Origin of the sequence: Cupriavidus sp. L7L (genome assembly GCF_004353535.1) — a bacterium.
Taxonomy (GTDB): domain Bacteria; phylum Pseudomonadota; class Gammaproteobacteria; order Burkholderiales; family Burkholderiaceae; genus Cupriavidus; species Cupriavidus oxalaticus_A.
This window is the reverse complement of the sequence record NZ_SMNY01000070.1, coordinates 1-15,128: the sequence shown is the minus strand read 5'-3', so window position 1 is coordinate 15,128 and position 15,128 is coordinate 1. Positions and strand designations below refer to the sequence as shown.

At 63.4% G+C, this 15,128-nt stretch carries 16 protein-coding genes and 1 pseudogene; 5 read left to right on the top strand and 12 right to left on the bottom strand.

The annotated features are described in order from the left end of the window. The 3 genes and pseudogenes from E1J61_RS35400 to E1J61_RS35385 form a co-directional block, all read right to left on the bottom strand. Window positions 1-333, bottom strand: a pseudogene (locus E1J61_RS35400) (Tn3 family transposase); the annotation flags it as partial. 227 nt (window positions 334-560) lie between these two features. After that, the gene (locus tag E1J61_RS35395) at window positions 561-1,019 is read right to left on the bottom strand and encodes a cupin domain-containing protein (RefSeq protein ID WP_133098463.1); all 459 of its coding nucleotides are present in this window, start codon (window positions 1,017-1,019) and stop codon (window positions 561-563) included. Between the two features lie 227 nt (window positions 1,020-1,246). Then, window positions 1,247-1,996, bottom strand: a complete 750-nt coding sequence (locus E1J61_RS35385) for an SDR family oxidoreductase (protein ID WP_133098462.1) — start codon at window positions 1,994-1,996, stop codon at window positions 1,247-1,249. Window positions 1,997-2,185: 189 nt separating this feature from the next. Between E1J61_RS35385 and E1J61_RS35380 the strand changes: the two genes are divergently transcribed. Further along, the gene (locus E1J61_RS35380; RefSeq protein WP_133098461.1) at window positions 2,186-3,712 is read left to right on the top strand and encodes a PLP-dependent aminotransferase family protein; all 1,527 of its coding nucleotides are present in this window, start codon (window positions 2,186-2,188) and stop codon (window positions 3,710-3,712) included. 61 nt (window positions 3,713-3,773) lie between these two features. Here E1J61_RS35380 and E1J61_RS35375 read toward each other — a convergent pair whose 3' ends face one another. From E1J61_RS35375 to E1J61_RS35340, 8 genes are all read right to left on the bottom strand, one after another. Next, window positions 3,774-4,076, bottom strand: a complete 303-nt coding sequence (locus E1J61_RS35375) for a Dabb family protein (RefSeq protein ID WP_133098460.1) — start codon at window positions 4,074-4,076, stop codon at window positions 3,774-3,776. Window positions 4,077-4,146: 70 nt separating this feature from the next. Further along, a complete protein-coding gene (locus tag E1J61_RS35370; protein ID WP_133098459.1) occupies window positions 4,147-4,371 on the bottom strand; it encodes a DUF2798 domain-containing protein in 225 nt (74 codons plus the stop codon). Window positions 4,372-4,468: 97 nt separating this feature from the next. Beyond that, window positions 4,469-5,536 carry a maleylacetate reductase gene (locus E1J61_RS35365; RefSeq protein ID WP_133098458.1) on the bottom strand — a complete coding sequence of 356 codons (1,068 nt, stop codon included), beginning with the start codon at window positions 5,534-5,536 and terminating at the stop codon, window positions 4,469-4,471. 38 nt (window positions 5,537-5,574) lie between these two features. Continuing rightward, window positions 5,575-6,555 carry a transporter gene (locus E1J61_RS35360; RefSeq protein WP_133098457.1) on the bottom strand — a complete coding sequence of 327 codons (981 nt, stop codon included), beginning with the start codon at window positions 6,553-6,555 and terminating at the stop codon, window positions 5,575-5,577. Window positions 6,556-6,652: 97 nt separating this feature from the next. Further along, window positions 6,653-7,483: an intradiol ring-cleavage dioxygenase gene (locus E1J61_RS35355; RefSeq protein WP_133098456.1), complete on the bottom strand. Its 831-nt coding sequence runs from the start codon at window positions 7,481-7,483 to the stop codon at window positions 6,653-6,655. A 17-nt stretch (window positions 7,484-7,500) separates the two neighbouring features. Continuing rightward, window positions 7,501-8,091 carry a malonic semialdehyde reductase gene (locus E1J61_RS35350; protein WP_133098455.1) on the bottom strand — a complete coding sequence of 197 codons (591 nt, stop codon included), beginning with the start codon at window positions 8,089-8,091 and terminating at the stop codon, window positions 7,501-7,503. Window positions 8,092-8,152: 61 nt separating this feature from the next. Next, window positions 8,153-9,706, bottom strand: a complete 1,554-nt coding sequence (tcpA, locus tag E1J61_RS35345) for a 3,5,6-trichloro-2-pyridinol monooxygenase TcpA (RefSeq protein WP_133098454.1) — start codon at window positions 9,704-9,706, stop codon at window positions 8,153-8,155. Window positions 9,707-9,807: 101 nt separating this feature from the next. After that, on the bottom strand, window positions 9,808-10,359 hold the full coding sequence (locus E1J61_RS35340) for a flavin reductase (RefSeq protein ID WP_133098453.1): 552 nt from the start codon (window positions 10,357-10,359) through the stop codon (window positions 9,808-9,810). 148 nt (window positions 10,360-10,507) lie between these two features. Here E1J61_RS35340 and E1J61_RS35335 point away from each other — a divergent pair, with 148 nt between their 5' ends. The 3 genes from E1J61_RS35335 (at window position 10,508) to E1J61_RS35325 (ending at window position 13,260) form a co-directional block, all read left to right on the top strand. Next, entirely contained in the window at window positions 10,508-11,479 is a 972-nt protein-coding gene (locus E1J61_RS35335) for a LysR family transcriptional regulator (RefSeq protein ID WP_133098452.1), read from the top strand. 91 nt (window positions 11,480-11,570) lie between these two features. Further along, window positions 11,571-12,428 (top strand): FAD synthetase family protein, encoded by an 858-nt coding sequence (locus E1J61_RS35330; protein ID WP_133098451.1) that lies wholly within the window; start codon window positions 11,571-11,573, stop codon window positions 12,426-12,428. Window positions 12,429-12,516: 88 nt separating this feature from the next. Next, entirely contained in the window at window positions 12,517-13,260 is a 744-nt protein-coding gene (locus E1J61_RS35325) for a universal stress protein (protein WP_133098450.1), read from the top strand. A gap of 40 nt (window positions 13,261-13,300) precedes the next feature. On the opposite strand, the gene E1J61_RS35320 is transcribed toward E1J61_RS35325, so the two are convergent. Continuing rightward, a complete protein-coding gene (locus E1J61_RS35320; protein WP_133098449.1) occupies window positions 13,301-13,525 on the bottom strand; it encodes a DUF2188 domain-containing protein in 225 nt (74 codons plus the stop codon). Between the two features lie 1,444 nt (window positions 13,526-14,969). Between E1J61_RS35320 and E1J61_RS35315 the strand changes: the two genes are divergently transcribed. Continuing rightward, the coding region (locus E1J61_RS35315; RefSeq protein ID WP_165971542.1) for a transposase at window positions 14,970-15,128 on the top strand (159 nt) is incomplete at its 3' end.

The following is a 15,128-nucleotide window of genomic DNA, read 5'->3' as shown; positions in this document are numbered from 1 at the left end:
GGCCAGATCGGAGCGCCCCCAATGCTGGGAAATCGGGTGCTGATGCATGAAGGTCAGCACGGCTTCAGCCGCGTGGCGCAGCTTCCGTTCGACCGCAACGCGATGCATCATCTGCCGGATCGCGGGAGGCGACAACTCCGGCACCATTCGGGCGAGATCCGCCGCTGACATCGATGTGCCGTGCGCGAGTATCGCTGCATAGACCAATAGCAATTCGCTGCGGGAATGCGGCTCTCTTCCCAGCAAGAGCCAACTAAAGTGGGTGGCGCTGTCGATCTCGAGCAGGATCTCAGGCAGCTGACCACCTAGGTGCCGCTCGAACAGCGGCGCGCGTCAAGCTAGTTGGCGCCTCATTCATGCAGCCAAACGCTGATTTTTAGCGCTTGGGTTGACGATGCTGGCACAGGCCTCATCAGACGGCCTTTTGACATTACGCCCGATCTAGCCCGTTCGTTCGCCGCGGTCGCCAGGTGCCGCCTCTCGGGCCGCAATGACGTACCAAAGCGCATCTTGCAGGATCAACGCCAAGTCAGATAGCTGGCTTGGCTACGCAGGCTGCCTTAACGCTTCAATGGTGTGGTTAGCACGGTCTCATTCGTATCCACGACGAACACCGCAAGCAGCTTGGCGGGCTCAGTCTTGCTCGCGTTGGCGCTGACGTCGTGCCGGTCGCCAGGCATTTCGGTGAAGTTCTGCCCCTTCGTGAACGTGCGAAGTGGTCCGCCGTTGAGTTGGTTCAGCACGGCGCCTTCTAGCACTGTTGCGTAAATCATTGCTGACTTGGCGTGGGTATGCGCGGCGTTGACGCCGCCCGGCTCATACTCCACCAATACGCCCTTGACACTCTTGCCCGGCAAGTTAGGGATTTCCTGCTGGTACACGAGCGTGACTTTCACGCCCGTGGAGGTGGTTGCCAATCCTTGTACTGCCACAGTTGCCTGATGGCCGGAATGGTCTTGGGCGAAGGCTGCCTGCAAGGGTAGGGCGGCCAAGATCATTGACGCGATAAGGAGCTTCATGTTGTGTCTCCGGTGGATGTAGGCATATCGCTCACAGTCGATATCTTCAGGCAGGTTGACGCTCCGGACCGGCGATTTCGACGATGCCATTGACTGGAGCTGCCACGGCGAGCTCCGCTTGAAAAGCGGCAACGCATGACGTGCTCCACTTGAGGGCTGCGATTGTGCAGCGCCGAGTGAATAGTAGGGGAGGAAAAACCGTCATACCTTCCCGAATTCATGGCTTACTACACATGAGCGCGCGCCAGCCACTGATCGAGACTGGTGCGGCCTATCCGCGCGTCGCCTAGCGGCACGAGCGACAGTTCCTCGACTTGGCCGCCGTAATATCGCGCATCGCGATCTGTCACGACGGTGCGCGGGTCGCCCACCGACTTCAGATAGCGCGAAACTATCTCCGCGAAGGACGCTCGGTCTGGTCCGGCGATGTCGATGGTGCCATTTAGCGGCGCCGCCAGCGCGACCTGCGCAAGCGCCGCCGCGACGTCATCCGCAGCGATCGGCTGGAACATCCCGTCACCAATGCGCACAGTGCTGCCATCCGTGCCGTAATCCGCGATGCCACCGATGAATTCCATGAACTGCGTGGCGCGCACGATCGTGTATGGCACACCGGCCACTTCAATCACCGCTTCCTGTGCAACCTTGGCCGTGAAATACGCGTTGTCCGGCATGCGGTCGGTACCGACGATCGACAGTGCGACGTGATGGCGCACGCCCGCGGCCACCTCGGCCTTGCCGAGATTGCGTGCCGAGGTGCGGAAGAAGTCCAGCACCGCCTGCGGCTCCCAAGACGGCGCATTCGCCACATCGACGACGACATCCGCATTCAACAGTGCTTGGCTTAGGCCTTCGCCCGTCACCGTGTTGACACCGGTACGCGGCGATGCGGCGACTGCCGTATGGCCCGCTTCATTGAGCAGCGTGACAAGCCGTGAGCCGATCAGGCCAGAACCACCGATTACAACGATTTTCATGGCAGATTCTCCATATGAGGGTAGAGGAACGCGCTGCGCACCTGGTGTGGGGGGTATCACTGAACGTGCCTGTCACCGTCGCATCGTATGAAGCCATTGTGGAACAATCATGCCCTATGGATAAGGGCCAAGAATTAACCATTTGACTAGTCCAAATTTTTTCTGCACCCTGTTACCCGCGAAACTGTCATGACGGTACGAAACCCCTCGTTGGCCATTGAGATCGACCGCCAGAAGGCGTTGCCGATCTATCTGCAGATCTGCGAGCGTTTCAGAACGGCGATCGCGGCGGGACATCTTCGCCCGGGTGATCGGGTGCCGGCGTTGCGCGTCCTCGCCACGCAGTTGAACACGGCGCGAGGCACCGTCGAACTGGCCTATACGATCCTTGTCGACGAGGGCTACCTGCAGATGCGTGGCGCTGCCGGCACGTTTGTATCGCCTTCGTTATCGGAATCCCTGATGCAAGCGGCACCTGCACGCGGCCGCCAGGATGCCCCTGACGCGCCGACCACTGAAGGCGCGGACGCGGCGAAGACAGGCGCATCACCCAGCGGCCAGCCGATGGCACGCCAGTCGGCGATCGCCGTCGCCCTCAGCGGCGAGCCGCGACCCTTGCAGCCAGGGCTGCCGGCGCTTGACGCATTTCCGCGCAAGATATGGAGCCGGCTCGTTGCGCGGCGTGCGCGCAGCGGCGAACGCACTTTGCTTGCTTACCCGGATCCGGTTGGTTATCTGCCGCTGCGCGAGCATATCGCCACCTATCTTGGCCTGTCGCGTGGCGTCACATGTCTGCCCGACCAGGTGTTCATTACCAGTGGCTACCGCGCGACGCTCGAGCTGGTATTGCGCAGTCTTGCGCGCCCCGGCGACCGCATGTGGTTCGAGGACCCCGGTTATCTGCTTGCGCGCAGCTTCCTGGCCGAGACCGGCGTGCAGCTCGTCCCGGTGCCCATCAATGAAGAAGGCATCGATGTCGAGCGCGGCATCGAACGGGCCCCGGAGGCGCGCTTCGCGCTCGTCACGCCATCGCATCAGAGCCCCCTGGGGAACACGCTGTCGCTCGCAAGGCGCATGGCGTTGCTGACTTGGGCGGAGACAGCGTCTCGCTGGATTATCGAAGACGACTACGACAGCGAGTTCCGCTACCTGGGTCGACCCTTGCCGGCCTTGAAGAGCCTCGACCGGCATGACCGCGTGCTCTATTGCGGCACGTTCAGCAAGGTGATGTTCCCCGGTCTGCGGCTCGCGTACACAGTGGTGCCGGAGCGCGCGGTCGAGCGTGTTGGACGGGTGGCGTGCAGCATGAATGCCGGCGCGCCAACGCTGTTTCAGGCGGCGTTGGCAGATTTCTTTGAACAGGGCCATTTTGCGCGGCATGTAAAGCGGATGCGCACGTTGTATGGACAGCGGCGCCTCTTGATTGCGCAAGCCTTGAAGCAGACGTTTGGCGAACAGCTGACCGTTGAGTTGCCGCCCGGCGGAATCCAGTTCTCAGTGCAATTCGCCGAGGCTGCCCATGGTCCGGTCGATGATGTCGCCGTCGCCTCGCGTGCCCGCCAAGCGGGACTCGCGGTGCTGCCACTTTCGATCTGGTATGCGCACGGCCGTATGCGGGACACGCCGCGAGGCTTGGTGATGGGTTTCGCGAACATCACCGATGCGAACGAAGCGGGCCGTCTCGCGGATACGTTACGGGCATGCCTTGATGGCTGACTTGCGCGCCATGTAGCTGCTCGGGGTACATCCCCGCACAGAGGCGTCGCACATCCGCCCGCTAGCCAATGACGTAGTCCACCTGGTGACGGGCAATCCTGACATCGCCCAGTTCGCGCTTGATCCTCAGGTGGTCAGGATGGCTGGCATATGAGTCTAATGCCTCCTCGGAATCGAACTCCGTGTAGAGCACCACATCGCACGCGTAGTCGATGCGACTGACGTCGGCGCCCACCTCCAGAGCCGTCAGGCCCGGGATGACGCCAACCAGTCCGTGGAATGCAGCCTGTATGCGATGCACGCCCTCGCTTTTTTCTTCCGGCGTCGAACCCTTCACCTTCCACATCACAATATGTTTGATCATCGTTATCCACCCAATGGATATGTACCGTTGAGACGAGCCGCATTGCGGCCGGCAGAACCTCCGCAAGCGTTCAACGCGTGATTCGGTCCGCGAGCCAGCGAATGAACGGCGCCGCGGCCACGACGACGGGTAGCATCGCCACCCACGAATATAAGTACGCACGCAGCCAGTGCGAAACAAAGGTGCCTTCCGCCACGAACTGCATGCTTGCGATCGCCGATGCGACCGCACACGTGACGCCAGCCTGTATCACGCCAAACGCAAAATGGTTGTATTCCTTCGGAAGCTTCCACATCTCGTACCTTTGAATATTTGTCCGAAACGGTGACCTGTGCGAAAGCCTGCGGCGCTGCTGCGAATTGCGCAGGTAGCGGTCAAGCGTTACGCCGGCGTCAGACCGGCCGGCGTCCCTCCCAGGCGTTCTGCAGCAGTTCCCGGATCGCGCCGGCTTCGAGCGGACGCGGATTGGGGTACTGGTTCTGCAACGCGATCTCGCACGCCTTGTCGAGTTCATCCTCGCGCATGCCGATTTGCCGCAAGCCGAGCGGGGCGCCGGTCGTACGTGCCAGGTCGAAAGCGCCTTGCGCAGCACTGGCTGCGCCCATGGCCTGCGCGATGGTGGCCATGGCGCCCGGTGCGGCCTTCTCGTTGTAGGCAAGCGCGTGCGGCAGGATGATGGTGTGCGTCTCGGCATGCGGCAGGTTGAAGCTGCCGCCAAGCGTGTGGCAGAGCTTGTGATGCAACGCCACTCCCACGGTGCCGAGCACGGCGCCGCACAACCATGCTCCATACAAGGCTTGCGCGCGCGCTTCGTGCAGCATGGCCGTATCCGGTTCGGTCGCGAGTACCGGCAACGCCGCTGCGATGGCCCGTATGCCCTCTGTCGCCATCAAATCCGAAATCGGGTTGCGGTCGTGGGCGTACAAGCCCTCTGCGGCGTGGGCCAGCGCATTGATGCCACTTGTGACGCTGACCGCAACCGGCAGCGAGTAAGTGAGTTCAGGATCGTAGATGACGATGCGCGGCAGCACTTTCACGTCAGTGCCTGTGCGCTTCAGGCCAGCCTCGGTGAGGCCGTAGATCGCTGTCATCTCCGAGCCGGCATAGGTAGTAGGGACCGCCACCACCGGCAGGCTCATCTCGAGGGCGATGGCCTTGGCGAGGCCCGTGGTCGAGCCGCCCCCGATCGCCACCACGCTGTCGGCGCCCAGCTCGAATGCCATCGCACAGGCCGCGCGCGCCGTCTCGACCGGCACATGCATCACTGCACGGTCGAAGATGCCGATCGCGCGGGCGCCAAGCAGGTCCACCACCTGTTCAGCCAGCGGGCGCTGCTCGGGTGTACTGAGCACCAGGACACTCGACACACCCAGCACATCGATTTCCTGGCCGACCTGGCGGATTTTTCCGGCGCCGAAGACGATGCGCTGGGCACGCGTGGAGTACTGGAAGGCGTTCATCGTATGGTCTCCAATGTTGCTCGGGATGGATCGGCCAGTCACAGCGATATACGCGCCATGGCCCAGATCCGGTTGCCCTCCGGGCGATTGCGCGCGCCGAACTCGAACTGCCCTTTGAGCGAGAAGCTGACCTTGTCGGTGAGCTGGAAGCAGATATCCGGCCCCAGCGCCGTGACCCGGCCACGGTTGCCATTGCCGTTGACGCGCGCGCCGTTCTGCGTGTCGTCGGTCGTCTGGACGTAGTAATAGCCGTTCAGGCCCAGCGTCAGCCTCGGCGTTACCCGGTAGCCGGCACTGAACTCGATGGTCGCCTCGTTACCCGACTGGTAGCGGGTGGCCTCATTGCGCGTGTTGAAGCCGTAGCGGAGCTTGGCACTGATGTCGACGTTGCGCGTGGGGAACCAGGTGAAGGCGTAGCTCGGTGCAATCTGGTAGTAGTTCCGGCCGATATTGACGGGGTCGTGAACATCATAGGCGCCGGTCTTGAGGTGGAACTCGACGCCCGCCATCTGGTGGAATGCGCCGCCGTGCCAGCCGAGGACCACCGGCGCCAGCGTCATGTCGGCCAGGCCAGTCTTGTTACCGCCTTTGGCGAGCGGCGGCAGGGGAACTTGTCTGGCCACTGACATGTCGAGATTCGCCGACCCGACGGGCACCACCACGCGCGTTTCCAGGTTGGCGCCGAACAGCCTGACGTCGGGCCACACATACGACAACCGCGGCGCCAGCGCATCGAGGCGCAAGTGGAAACTGGCCAGCTTGGGGTTGTCGTGGCCGGTGTTGTCCTTGAAACTGCCCGCATCGTAGTGCTGGTAGAACAGCAGCCAGTTGGCGCCCTCGGGCAGCATCAGGCCGGAATAGAGATTGTCGACCCCGATGGGGTAGGAGTTGCCGCCACCCTCGGTGGCGCGTGCCGGCACGCTGCCCGCCGCGCAGGCCGCAGCGAGGGCCAGCCGCCCGAACCGGACGGGCAGCAGTGCGCGCGCCCGCTGGGCCTTCGTGCCATCAATCGAACCCATTTGCCACTCCGAATGACCGCATGGAGCACCGGGCCGGAAGCCGCGGTGCGTGGTTGCATCCGCACCGCCCGCTCGGGCGGCGCGCCAGGTGCCGATGCTAGCGGGCTGGGTTGAGCACGAAGTCGAAGTCGAGCCGGTAGGTGCCATCGGTCAGGCGGACCCAGTCGCCGATCAGGGACGTGCGCACGCCGAACACGGCGTCGGAGTCGAGGTACTTGTCGCCGCGCCGGAAAACGTGCGTGACGAGTGTCTCGTAGCCAGGTGCCTTGATCATGAAGTGCAGATGCGCGGGCCGCCATGGATGACGGCCGGTGGCGCGAAGTAGCTCGCCCACGGGGCCATCGTCAGGAATCGGGTAGGCCTGTGCGACGATGGTGCGGAAGTGGAAGCGGCCATCATCGCCCGACTTCAGCACGCCACGGCCCTGTGCCACTTCCAGCCCTTCATACTGCACGTCATAGTGGCCGTCGGCGTCGGCCTGCCAGGTTTCCACCACGGCATCGGCAATTGGCCGCCCGTCCGCGCCTGTGACCCGTCCGTAGACCGTGCAGGGCTCGCCCCTGGCCCCGTTTGCCAGATCCGCGCCGTCCTCGTAGTGCGGCGCGCCCTCGACATGGAAGGGCCCGAACACGGTAGCCTCGGTGCAGCCATCGGGCTTCTGGTGGTTCATTGCCACCGTCAGCATCGACAGGCCCAGCACATCGCTGAGCAGGATGAACTCCTGGCGCTTGTCGTCGCACTTCTGCCCGGTGGCGGTAAGGAACTCAATCCCGCGCATCCATTCGGCTTCGGTCAGCCTGATCTTGCGTGCGAAGTCGTGCAGGTGCCGCACGAGGCTGGTCATGATCTCCCTGGTGCGCCGGTCAGGCGTATCGGCCAGGCGCGCAATGACGGCGCTGGTCAGGTTATGCTGGTCGTACTCTTGCATGGCGAGACTCCTTGCCGCTAGGCGAGCTGGCAGGCCTGGTCGAACGACAGGCGTGGACTGCGGGCGAACACTTTTTCGGGATCGCCGTGGCCAAGGGCGCAGATGAAGTTAGAGCGGATGCTGGTGCCGTCAAAGAAGGCCTGGTCGACAGCCTGGTTGTTGAATCCGGACATGGGGCCGCAATCGAGGCCCAGCGCGCGTGCCGCGGCGATAAGATAGCCGCCTTGCAGAGTTCCGTTGCGAAACGCCGTGGTGGTGGCGAAATCTACTTTCTCGTCGCCCTCGAACCACGCCTTGACCGCCGGGTTGTGCGGAAACAGATCCGGCAGGTGCTCGTAGAAGCGGGTGTCGTAGCCGACGATTGCGACGACGGGCGCGGCCATGGTCTTTTCGACGTTGCCCGGCGCCAGTGCCGGACGCAGCTTCTCCATCCCTTCCTCTGTGCGCACGAACACCAGCCGGGCCGGCGAGCAGTTGACCGAGGTAGGGCCGAACTTCATCAGCTCATACAGTTCATGCAGCTTGCTGTCGGGCACGGGCGTAGGGAGCCAGCCGTTCTGGCTGCGCGCGCCGCGGAAAATCTTGTCAAGCAGTTCATTGGTTTGCATGTTGCACTCCTTCCATGGTTGAGGGGTTCCGGCCGGACGGGCCGGCCGGGAGGTCAGGCGGTCACACCGTCATCGTGCCGCTCAGGGCGAGCTTTTCCTGATGGCGCGCCGAATCCAGTGCCTGGGCGTAGCCGGCGGTGGCCTTGTACTCGCTCTCGTGGTCCTCAGTGAGTTCGATGCCGCAGACCTTGCGCGCCAGGGTGCCGTAGGGACCTGCTGCGGAGAACTCGGCGCGCTGCATGGTCAGCATGCGGATGGCCTGCAGCGGGGTGCCGTTGAAGTTCTCGAAGACGAACAGGCGGTTGCCCCAGTCGGTCAGGAACAGGTCGCGGATCACGCGGCCGATTTTCACGCGGTCGTGCGGCTTGCCGACCGGGCCGTTGTTCATGCGCTCGAACCAACCATTCAGGGCCCCGTCGTTCCACTGGTCCTCGCTGGCGAAGATCAGTGCGCTGCGCCCGGAGAGGTCCACCAGCTCATAGATCATCTCCGAGAAGTTCTCGAGATAAAGCGCGCGGCCGAAGTCGTAGATGAGGATGTTCGGCTTGTAAGCGCCCCCCGGCGTATGAAACCCGAGCTCTTCGCTGGCGACGATGTGCGCCAGCATGGCCTGGTGGAAGCCGATCAGCTTGGCCACGCGAGTCTGCACTGCAGGGATCTTGTTGGTGCCGATATGCTCGGTGATCAGGATCGCCAGGCCGGCCATCAGTTCGGCGCGCACCGACTGGCGGATGAGGGCGTGATAGTGCAGCCAGTCGAACACACGCTGCGGGTAGAGCTTGGCGTGCTCGGGATTGCCCAGGTGGAACACGTGCGACCAGGGGATGAAGACGTTCTCGAATACCGTCATGCCGTCCAGTTCGTCGCCCTGCGAGGCCAGCGGGTGCTCGATGGGATCGTCCTTGACCACGCTCTCGCGGCAGACGATGGTCACGCCCGGGGTGTTGACCGGCGTAGCGGCAAAGATAATCTGGTCGCCCGGGATGCCGGGGCGGAAGAACACCCCGATGTGGATCCAGTCGGCAAAGGCTACGCCAGTCCCGATGGCCTTGACCCCTGACACGACGATGCCCTTGTCGTTCTTCTCGATCACGCGCAGCCCGGGCGAGCGCTGCTGCGCATCCGGGTTCGAGCGGTCCATCTGCGGGTCGACGAACTGCGGCGCGCAGTTCAGGTCGTGCTGCTTGGCGAAATTGACGAAGTCGACGATGTTCTTTGCCTTGATCTTGCCCTCAGCGCCGATAGTCTGCGTTTCCCACGGCGACGGATCGTCGATGTAGGTCTGGAGCACGTAGTTGTTGACGTCCGGTGTACGCGGGAACGAAGCGCCGGCCATCTCGCGCATGACGGTCTCGTGGTACTTACGCTTGCGGCGCAGCTGCTCCTTGTCGAAGTGGCCGAACCATTGCATGGTGCGGCGTTCGCCGTCGGTGTCGACGAAGGTCATCACATCCTGCAGGTCGGGGCGATGGTGCAGGTCGTAGAAATCGGCGTGGCGCTGCGCGTAGTCCCGTGTCTTGGGGTGCGTCGCGACGTTGTCGATCTTCTCGTTGCCGACCCATACGTTGCGGCCGTCGTTGAGCGCTTCCAGGTACTGCTTGCCGGTGCGAATCATCGCGAGGTCTCCTTGGTGGGTTTTGGGGGTGTGACAGTCCCTGCCCTGGAGAAGGGCATACGGACATGGATATGGAATTCCGGTGCTGCGGGGCGCGCGCGTCAGTCCGCGACCGGCTGCGTGGTGGCGTAGTTGCGGCGGCAGTAGACCAGCGGCGTGTCGTTGCCGCGTTCGCCGCCGGCGCTGCCGAAGACTTGCGCGACGAAGACGCTGTGGGTGCCGATCTCGATCTGGTCGACTACCGTGCAGTCGAGGGCGACCATCGCGGATTTGCTGTATGGCGCGCCGGTGGTGAACACGCCCCAGCTGTCACCATCGAAGCGCTGCGCCATCGGTACCGCGCCGGCCCCGGCGAACAGCTGGGACACCGAGGTCTGGCTCGCGTGCAGCCAGTTGATGCTGACCACGCCGTTTGTCTTGATCACGCTGTTTGCGGCGCTGCGGCGGTTGATGCAGAAGAGCACAGTGGGCGGCGAGTCGCTGACCGAACAGACCGCCGAGCACGTGACGCCGGCACGACCGCCTGCGCCGTCGGTAGCGATCACGGTCACGGCGGTGACGGCATGCGACAAGGCATCGCGAAAGCTTGCGGCATCGATGCCAGGATCGGTAATGCGGCTTGCTACGGCTTCGATGGATAGTGCGGACGACATGGCAATCTCCTCCTGATGGGGCCTTCGTCCTCGCGCTGCAACAGGGCGTAGACGAAGTTTCGTCTCTTGAAACCTGCTTTCTGATCTGTGTCAGCTATGTGAAACTAGACTACAGCCGAGTCGGCCCGTTTGCTAATCACCTCGCGTCATGGACACTATTCCCCAGCGTCATGAAGACGAACTCAGCCTGAACCACCTGCTGGTGCTCGATGTGCTGCTCAGCGAGCGCAGCCTTACCAAGGCCGCGCGCGTGCTCAACCTGACCCAGCCGGCGCTGAGCAAGACCCTGGCGCGGCTACGCCACTATTTCGGTGATCCGCTGTTCGTCCGGGTGGGCCTGCGCATGGAACCCACGCCCAAGGCAATGGAGCTTGGCGAGCCGGTGCGGGACATTCTGCAGAGCGTGCGTGCATTGCGCTCAGACCATGCCAGCTTTGATCCACGCACCAGCCAGCGCAGCTTCCGCTTCTTCCTGCTAGATGCCGGCGCCTCGCAAATGCTGCCACCATTGCTAAGCCGGCTGGCGGAGGAAGCGCCGGGTATCCTAGTGCAGGCGGTCAACGCCGACGCCACGCATCTCGATCTCTGGCTGGAAAATGGCCTTGTCGATCTGGCGATTGGCTCGTTCCCCACGCTGACGCAGAGCATCCGTCGCCAGTTGCTATGGCGTGAGACCTACGGCGCCGTGGTACGCAAGAACCATCCGCGGCTGGCGCAGCTTGGCGAGCCGGACGCCTTCATAGCCGAGAAGCATGTGCTGGTTTCCGCGGTCGGGACCGGTCATGAACACCTCAGCGTCGAGCGCGCCATCGAAGCCGGCGTGCCGCATACCAACATCGTCTGCCGCGTGCCGAGCTTTGCCACGGCGGCCCTGATCGCCCGGCATTCGGACGCGGTGGCTATCCTGCCGCTGACGCTGGCCCGGGCACTATGCGCGGACCTGGACCTGGCAGTGGTGGCGCCTCCGCTGTCGCTGCCCGGCATGGACATCGCCCAGCACTGGCACGATCGCGTGCACCGGGAGCCGGGCAACCAGTGGATTCGCGCGCTGGTACACAGGCTCTTTGCCCGCCATGATGCCGTGGCGGACGCGGGTGCCGGGATCGGCATGGAGGGATGAGCGCCGGTTATAGTCGTCATGAAAACAAGAGATTGGCATCCCGCGCCGTCCCCTCCTAGCATGCGGTTCATGACAAGACGAGGAGTCCATCATGCAGGTGACAAGACGAGCCGACCCGCTGCGGCTGGCAGCATCCGTTGTTTCGATCGGCACCTTCGACGGCGTGCACCGCGGGCACCGCGCGGTCCTGGCCGAGTTGCGCGCCGCGGGGCATTCGCTCGGGCTCCCGACCGTGTTGCTGACATTTGACCCGCATCCGCGTGCGTTCCTGCAGCCGCAGAGCGCGCCCCGCATGATCTCCACCGTTGATGACCGTATCGCGCTGCTGGCTGAAAGCGGCGCCGTCGACCACTGCCTGGTACTGCCGTTCGACCGCGCCCTCAGCGAAGCCAGTGCGGATGACTTTGTCCGTGGACTGCTGCTGGCGCGTCTGGGCATGCGGCGGCTGGTGGTTGGCGCGAACTTTTGCTGCGGACGAGGACGGCAGGGCGACGTCGATTACCTCGGCCAGCTTGGCAAAGCGTACGGCTATGCCGTCGAGCCGGTTCGGCTGCGGGCCACCGATGCAGCCGGGGCAGGCGTGCGCTGTTCATCCACGGAGGCCCGCCGCCTGATCCAGAGCGGCGACGTGCGCGCTGCTGCTGCATTGCTGGCGCGTCCGCACGAGATCCGCGCCATGGTAGTGATCCGGACGCCCGCCCGCGCCAGTGGCGCGGCGGAAATTCGTCTTCCGGAGGGAATCTGCTTGCCGCCTGTGGGGCAATATGCTGGCGCGGTCCGAGTCCAGCTTGGTGCCCAACGCTGGAGCCCGGCGCTCGTGCATCTGACAGAAACGGACGGCATGGCGCGCGTGTTCAGCGACGCACAGTTCGCGCCGAGGCAGGGCAGTGCTGTGTCGGTGCGCTTCTTCGGCGCGGCGCCGGCGAAGCTGCGGTATCTGCACGAATAGCGAGAGCCTGGCGTTAGCCGTCTGTCCACCTCCGCAACGGAGCGCGGGGTAGCCTGCGGCCGCACATTGGCGCCCTCGGGGCGGAAGCGTGGTCGGACTGACGGCAACGGGAACCAACCTCGAGCCGTTTCGCGGGGCGGGCGAAGAAGCCGGACAATACGCGGCGCTTGCAGCCAGCCAGTTGCACAAACTGGTTGCCGCTCACAAGGAAGTCCTCGACACGCTGACCGGGCAAGTGTCGCCGGACATTCCCACGCGGCACACCGTTGTCGACGCCGAGTCCGGCTGGGCGCTTGCCGACGACGGCCGCTTCGCCGACCTCATCCTGCCCGCACCGCCGTCGGCGGATGCCGATGTGCCGGCCCTGCTGGCCGGGGTTGCCGAGTATACGATGCTCAATGCCGGGCGGCCCATCTTGCTGGTGCCCGGCGCGTCCGGACCGCGCTTTGGTGGCCATGTCGCCATTGCCTGGAACGGCGGCAGAGAGGCCGCGCGGGCGACAGCGGACGCATTGCCGTGGCTCACGCATGCCAGTGCAGTTTCCGTCCTGATGGTCAGCGCAGACAAGTATGGCGCTGCGATTGAGGAACAAGTCCACCGTGACAGCGGGAACCGGCTGATCGCGTGGCTGGCCAGCCATGGCATCAAAGCCAATCTCCTTGTCGGGGAGGGCGACCCCGACTACGTTCTGCCGCAACTTGCGGAAAAGGTACAGGCCGACCTGTTGGTCGCTGGCGGCTATGGCCGCTCCCGGCTGAGGGAGCTTGTTCTGGGCGGCACCACCCGGGCCCTGCTTCGCCAGTCATCTTTGCCAGTCTTCATGTCGCACTGAGAAGTGACCGCTCTGCCAGTTGGGGGTGCCGGCAGTGTAGCTACGTCTGAACATCGCGCGACTCGTTCCTAAAAGAGCTTCGCTCTAGCACTTGACGGTCACGGCCGTGAATCAGCAAGTCTACCTTTGCGCGCTTAGCCTTCTCTGTACCGGCGGCGATCGCATGCTCCAAGGAGGTGAATCGGTGTTGACTACTGGAGCCATCTTCCGATTCAACCGCCCAGCCATCATGGGTAGGCACTACGTGGATATTCTTGCATGACATGAGCGCCTCCGGGAGTTACGCAGTTAGTGTCCTGCGCAGGGGCCCCGCATCGGGATCAGCCGTCCTCTGGGAAAAGGCTTTGCCCTCACCCCAGCGAATGTTGGCTAAGAGAAGTGATGCGAATCGTTGCGGGTCACGTGACAATTCATATTGTGATCCGCAGACTAATCCGGAACTAGCCAACATGGCAGCGCAAGATTGTGTGGTGTCGCACAAAAGCATGAGTTCATCGCCTACCTGAGAACAACCGGCGCTGCATCGTGAGCTACGGTGACCGCTATCGGCATGGGGAGCCACGACTCACTCCGGCTTCTCCATGACCGCCCGCCTGCGTGTGAGCGCTGCGAAGGTTCAGCGACTCGAGAGGATGTCCGGGAACGATGGCGCGAGCGCGGAGAGCACCGAAACAACGGTCGTATCAGTCAGAACGCTGGCGAGGATCGCCCAAGCCGTGATCGTAGGGAAGTCACTGCCGCGACGCAGATCGCAATAGGGAATGAGTAAGGAGCCCAAGTTCGTCCCGACGGACTGATGGGCGGAGGAGGAGTTTTGACGGTGCGCGCTTGACACAAGGCTTGTCGGTTCGCCCGCGAACTGACGCGCTCCTGGAGTTGGCCCAAAATGTTGGTCCAACCGGGGTAAGCCGCCATGCGAGCAAGTGCCGTGCGACGTCATCTGGAGCGCCTCGGCATTCGTTGCCACGGAGTAACAACCCATCCTGGTTTGGCTGGTGTGGTGGTCATTAACAATGACCTGCACGTCTGCATATTTCCGGACGGATGGATGCGCCTGGGGCAGTGGGTCGCCCCTGGTCGCTTTCGTTTCGCCCCAGCCACGCGCTCGGTAGACATGCTAGCCTGGCAGATTCGCCAACGGCTTAACGACGTTAGACCCTGAAAAGAGCCTCCCTTTTGTGGCTATACGGCTCGCGTCGCGCGGTGACGCCAGACCGGCGGGCCAAAAGCTGCTGATTGTTGATCGAACACGCGACCGGAGCCCCGTGTGTCGGCGGTCGCCTCAACGAAGCTGAAGCGTGGACAAGCCGGTTTCGTCCGTTGGGGATTGCGCGCTCCTATCTTACAGCGGCACCAGCGGGGAGGGTGAGCTTGCCAATTAGCGCTGAACCAGGGCGCCCTGAGCATCCCACGAGTTGGGGCCATCGCGTTTTCGGTGCAGATAATACGCTGAGATGCGAATTCCCCACTTCGAGCCGGCGCGCTTGCCCACCACTCCCTAGGGGGATCGTGCCTCCCGTGAAAATTGATACGGCTGAAGGGGGAAACGAAGATGGCGAGCGGTCGCGCGACTGGGTGAAGATCAATTGGCCCGGTGCGGTGCCAGCGAAAAGGTTTCGTCGCTGACACTTTCATTTGTTTGTGGTGGTCTAATTTCCTCGGACAGGTCGATAGGAGGACAATCCGGAATCGACGAGGAAGAAAGATAGATGACAAGAAGGCGCCGACAATTTGACGCCAGCTTCAAGCTGGAAGTGGTACGGATGGTGCGAGACCAAGGATTATCGGTCAGCGAGGTGTGCCGGTCGATGGAGCTTGGTGAGACGGCCGTTCGGCGCTGGATTGCGCAGTACGATGCGGAGTGCGCC

Bases quoted from the DNA above. Each gene is read 5' to 3' on its own strand.
- E1J61_RS35395 (WP_133098463.1), bottom strand. From the start codon at position 1,019: ATGAAGCTCCTTATCGCGTCAATGATCTTGGCCGCCCTACCCTTGCAG.
- E1J61_RS35385 (WP_133098462.1), bottom strand. From the start codon at position 1,996: ATGAAAATCGTTGTAATCGGTGGTTCTGGCCTGATCGGCTCACGGCTT.
- E1J61_RS35380 (WP_133098461.1), top strand. From the start codon at position 2,186: ATGACGGTACGAAACCCCTCGTTGGCCATTGAGATCGACCGCCAGAAG.
- E1J61_RS35375 (WP_133098460.1), bottom strand. From the start codon at position 4,076: ATGATCAAACATATTGTGATGTGGAAGGTGAAGGGTTCGACGCCGGAA.
- E1J61_RS35370 (WP_133098459.1), bottom strand. From the start codon at position 4,371: ATGTGGAAGCTTCCGAAGGAATACAACCATTTTGCGTTTGGCGTGATA.
- E1J61_RS35365 (WP_133098458.1), bottom strand. From the start codon at position 5,536: ATGAACGCCTTCCAGTACTCCACGCGTGCCCAGCGCATCGTCTTCGGC.
- E1J61_RS35360 (WP_133098457.1), bottom strand. From the start codon at position 6,555: ATGGGTTCGATTGATGGCACGAAGGCCCAGCGGGCGCGCGCACTGCTG.
- E1J61_RS35355 (WP_133098456.1), bottom strand. From the start codon at position 7,483: ATGCAAGAGTACGACCAGCATAACCTGACCAGCGCCGTCATTGCGCGC.
- E1J61_RS35350 (WP_133098455.1), bottom strand. From the start codon at position 8,091: ATGCAAACCAATGAACTGCTTGACAAGATTTTCCGCGGCGCGCGCAGC.
- tcpA (WP_133098454.1), bottom strand. From the start codon at position 9,706: ATGATTCGCACCGGCAAGCAGTACCTGGAAGCGCTCAACGACGGCCGC.
- E1J61_RS35340 (WP_133098453.1), bottom strand. From the start codon at position 10,359: ATGTCGTCCGCACTATCCATCGAAGCCGTAGCAAGCCGCATTACCGAT.
- E1J61_RS35335 (WP_133098452.1), top strand. From the start codon at position 10,508: ATGGACACTATTCCCCAGCGTCATGAAGACGAACTCAGCCTGAACCAC.
- E1J61_RS35330 (WP_133098451.1), top strand. From the start codon at position 11,571: ATGCAGGTGACAAGACGAGCCGACCCGCTGCGGCTGGCAGCATCCGTT.
- E1J61_RS35320 (WP_133098449.1), bottom strand. From the start codon at position 13,525: ATGTCATGCAAGAATATCCACGTAGTGCCTACCCATGATGGCTGGGCG.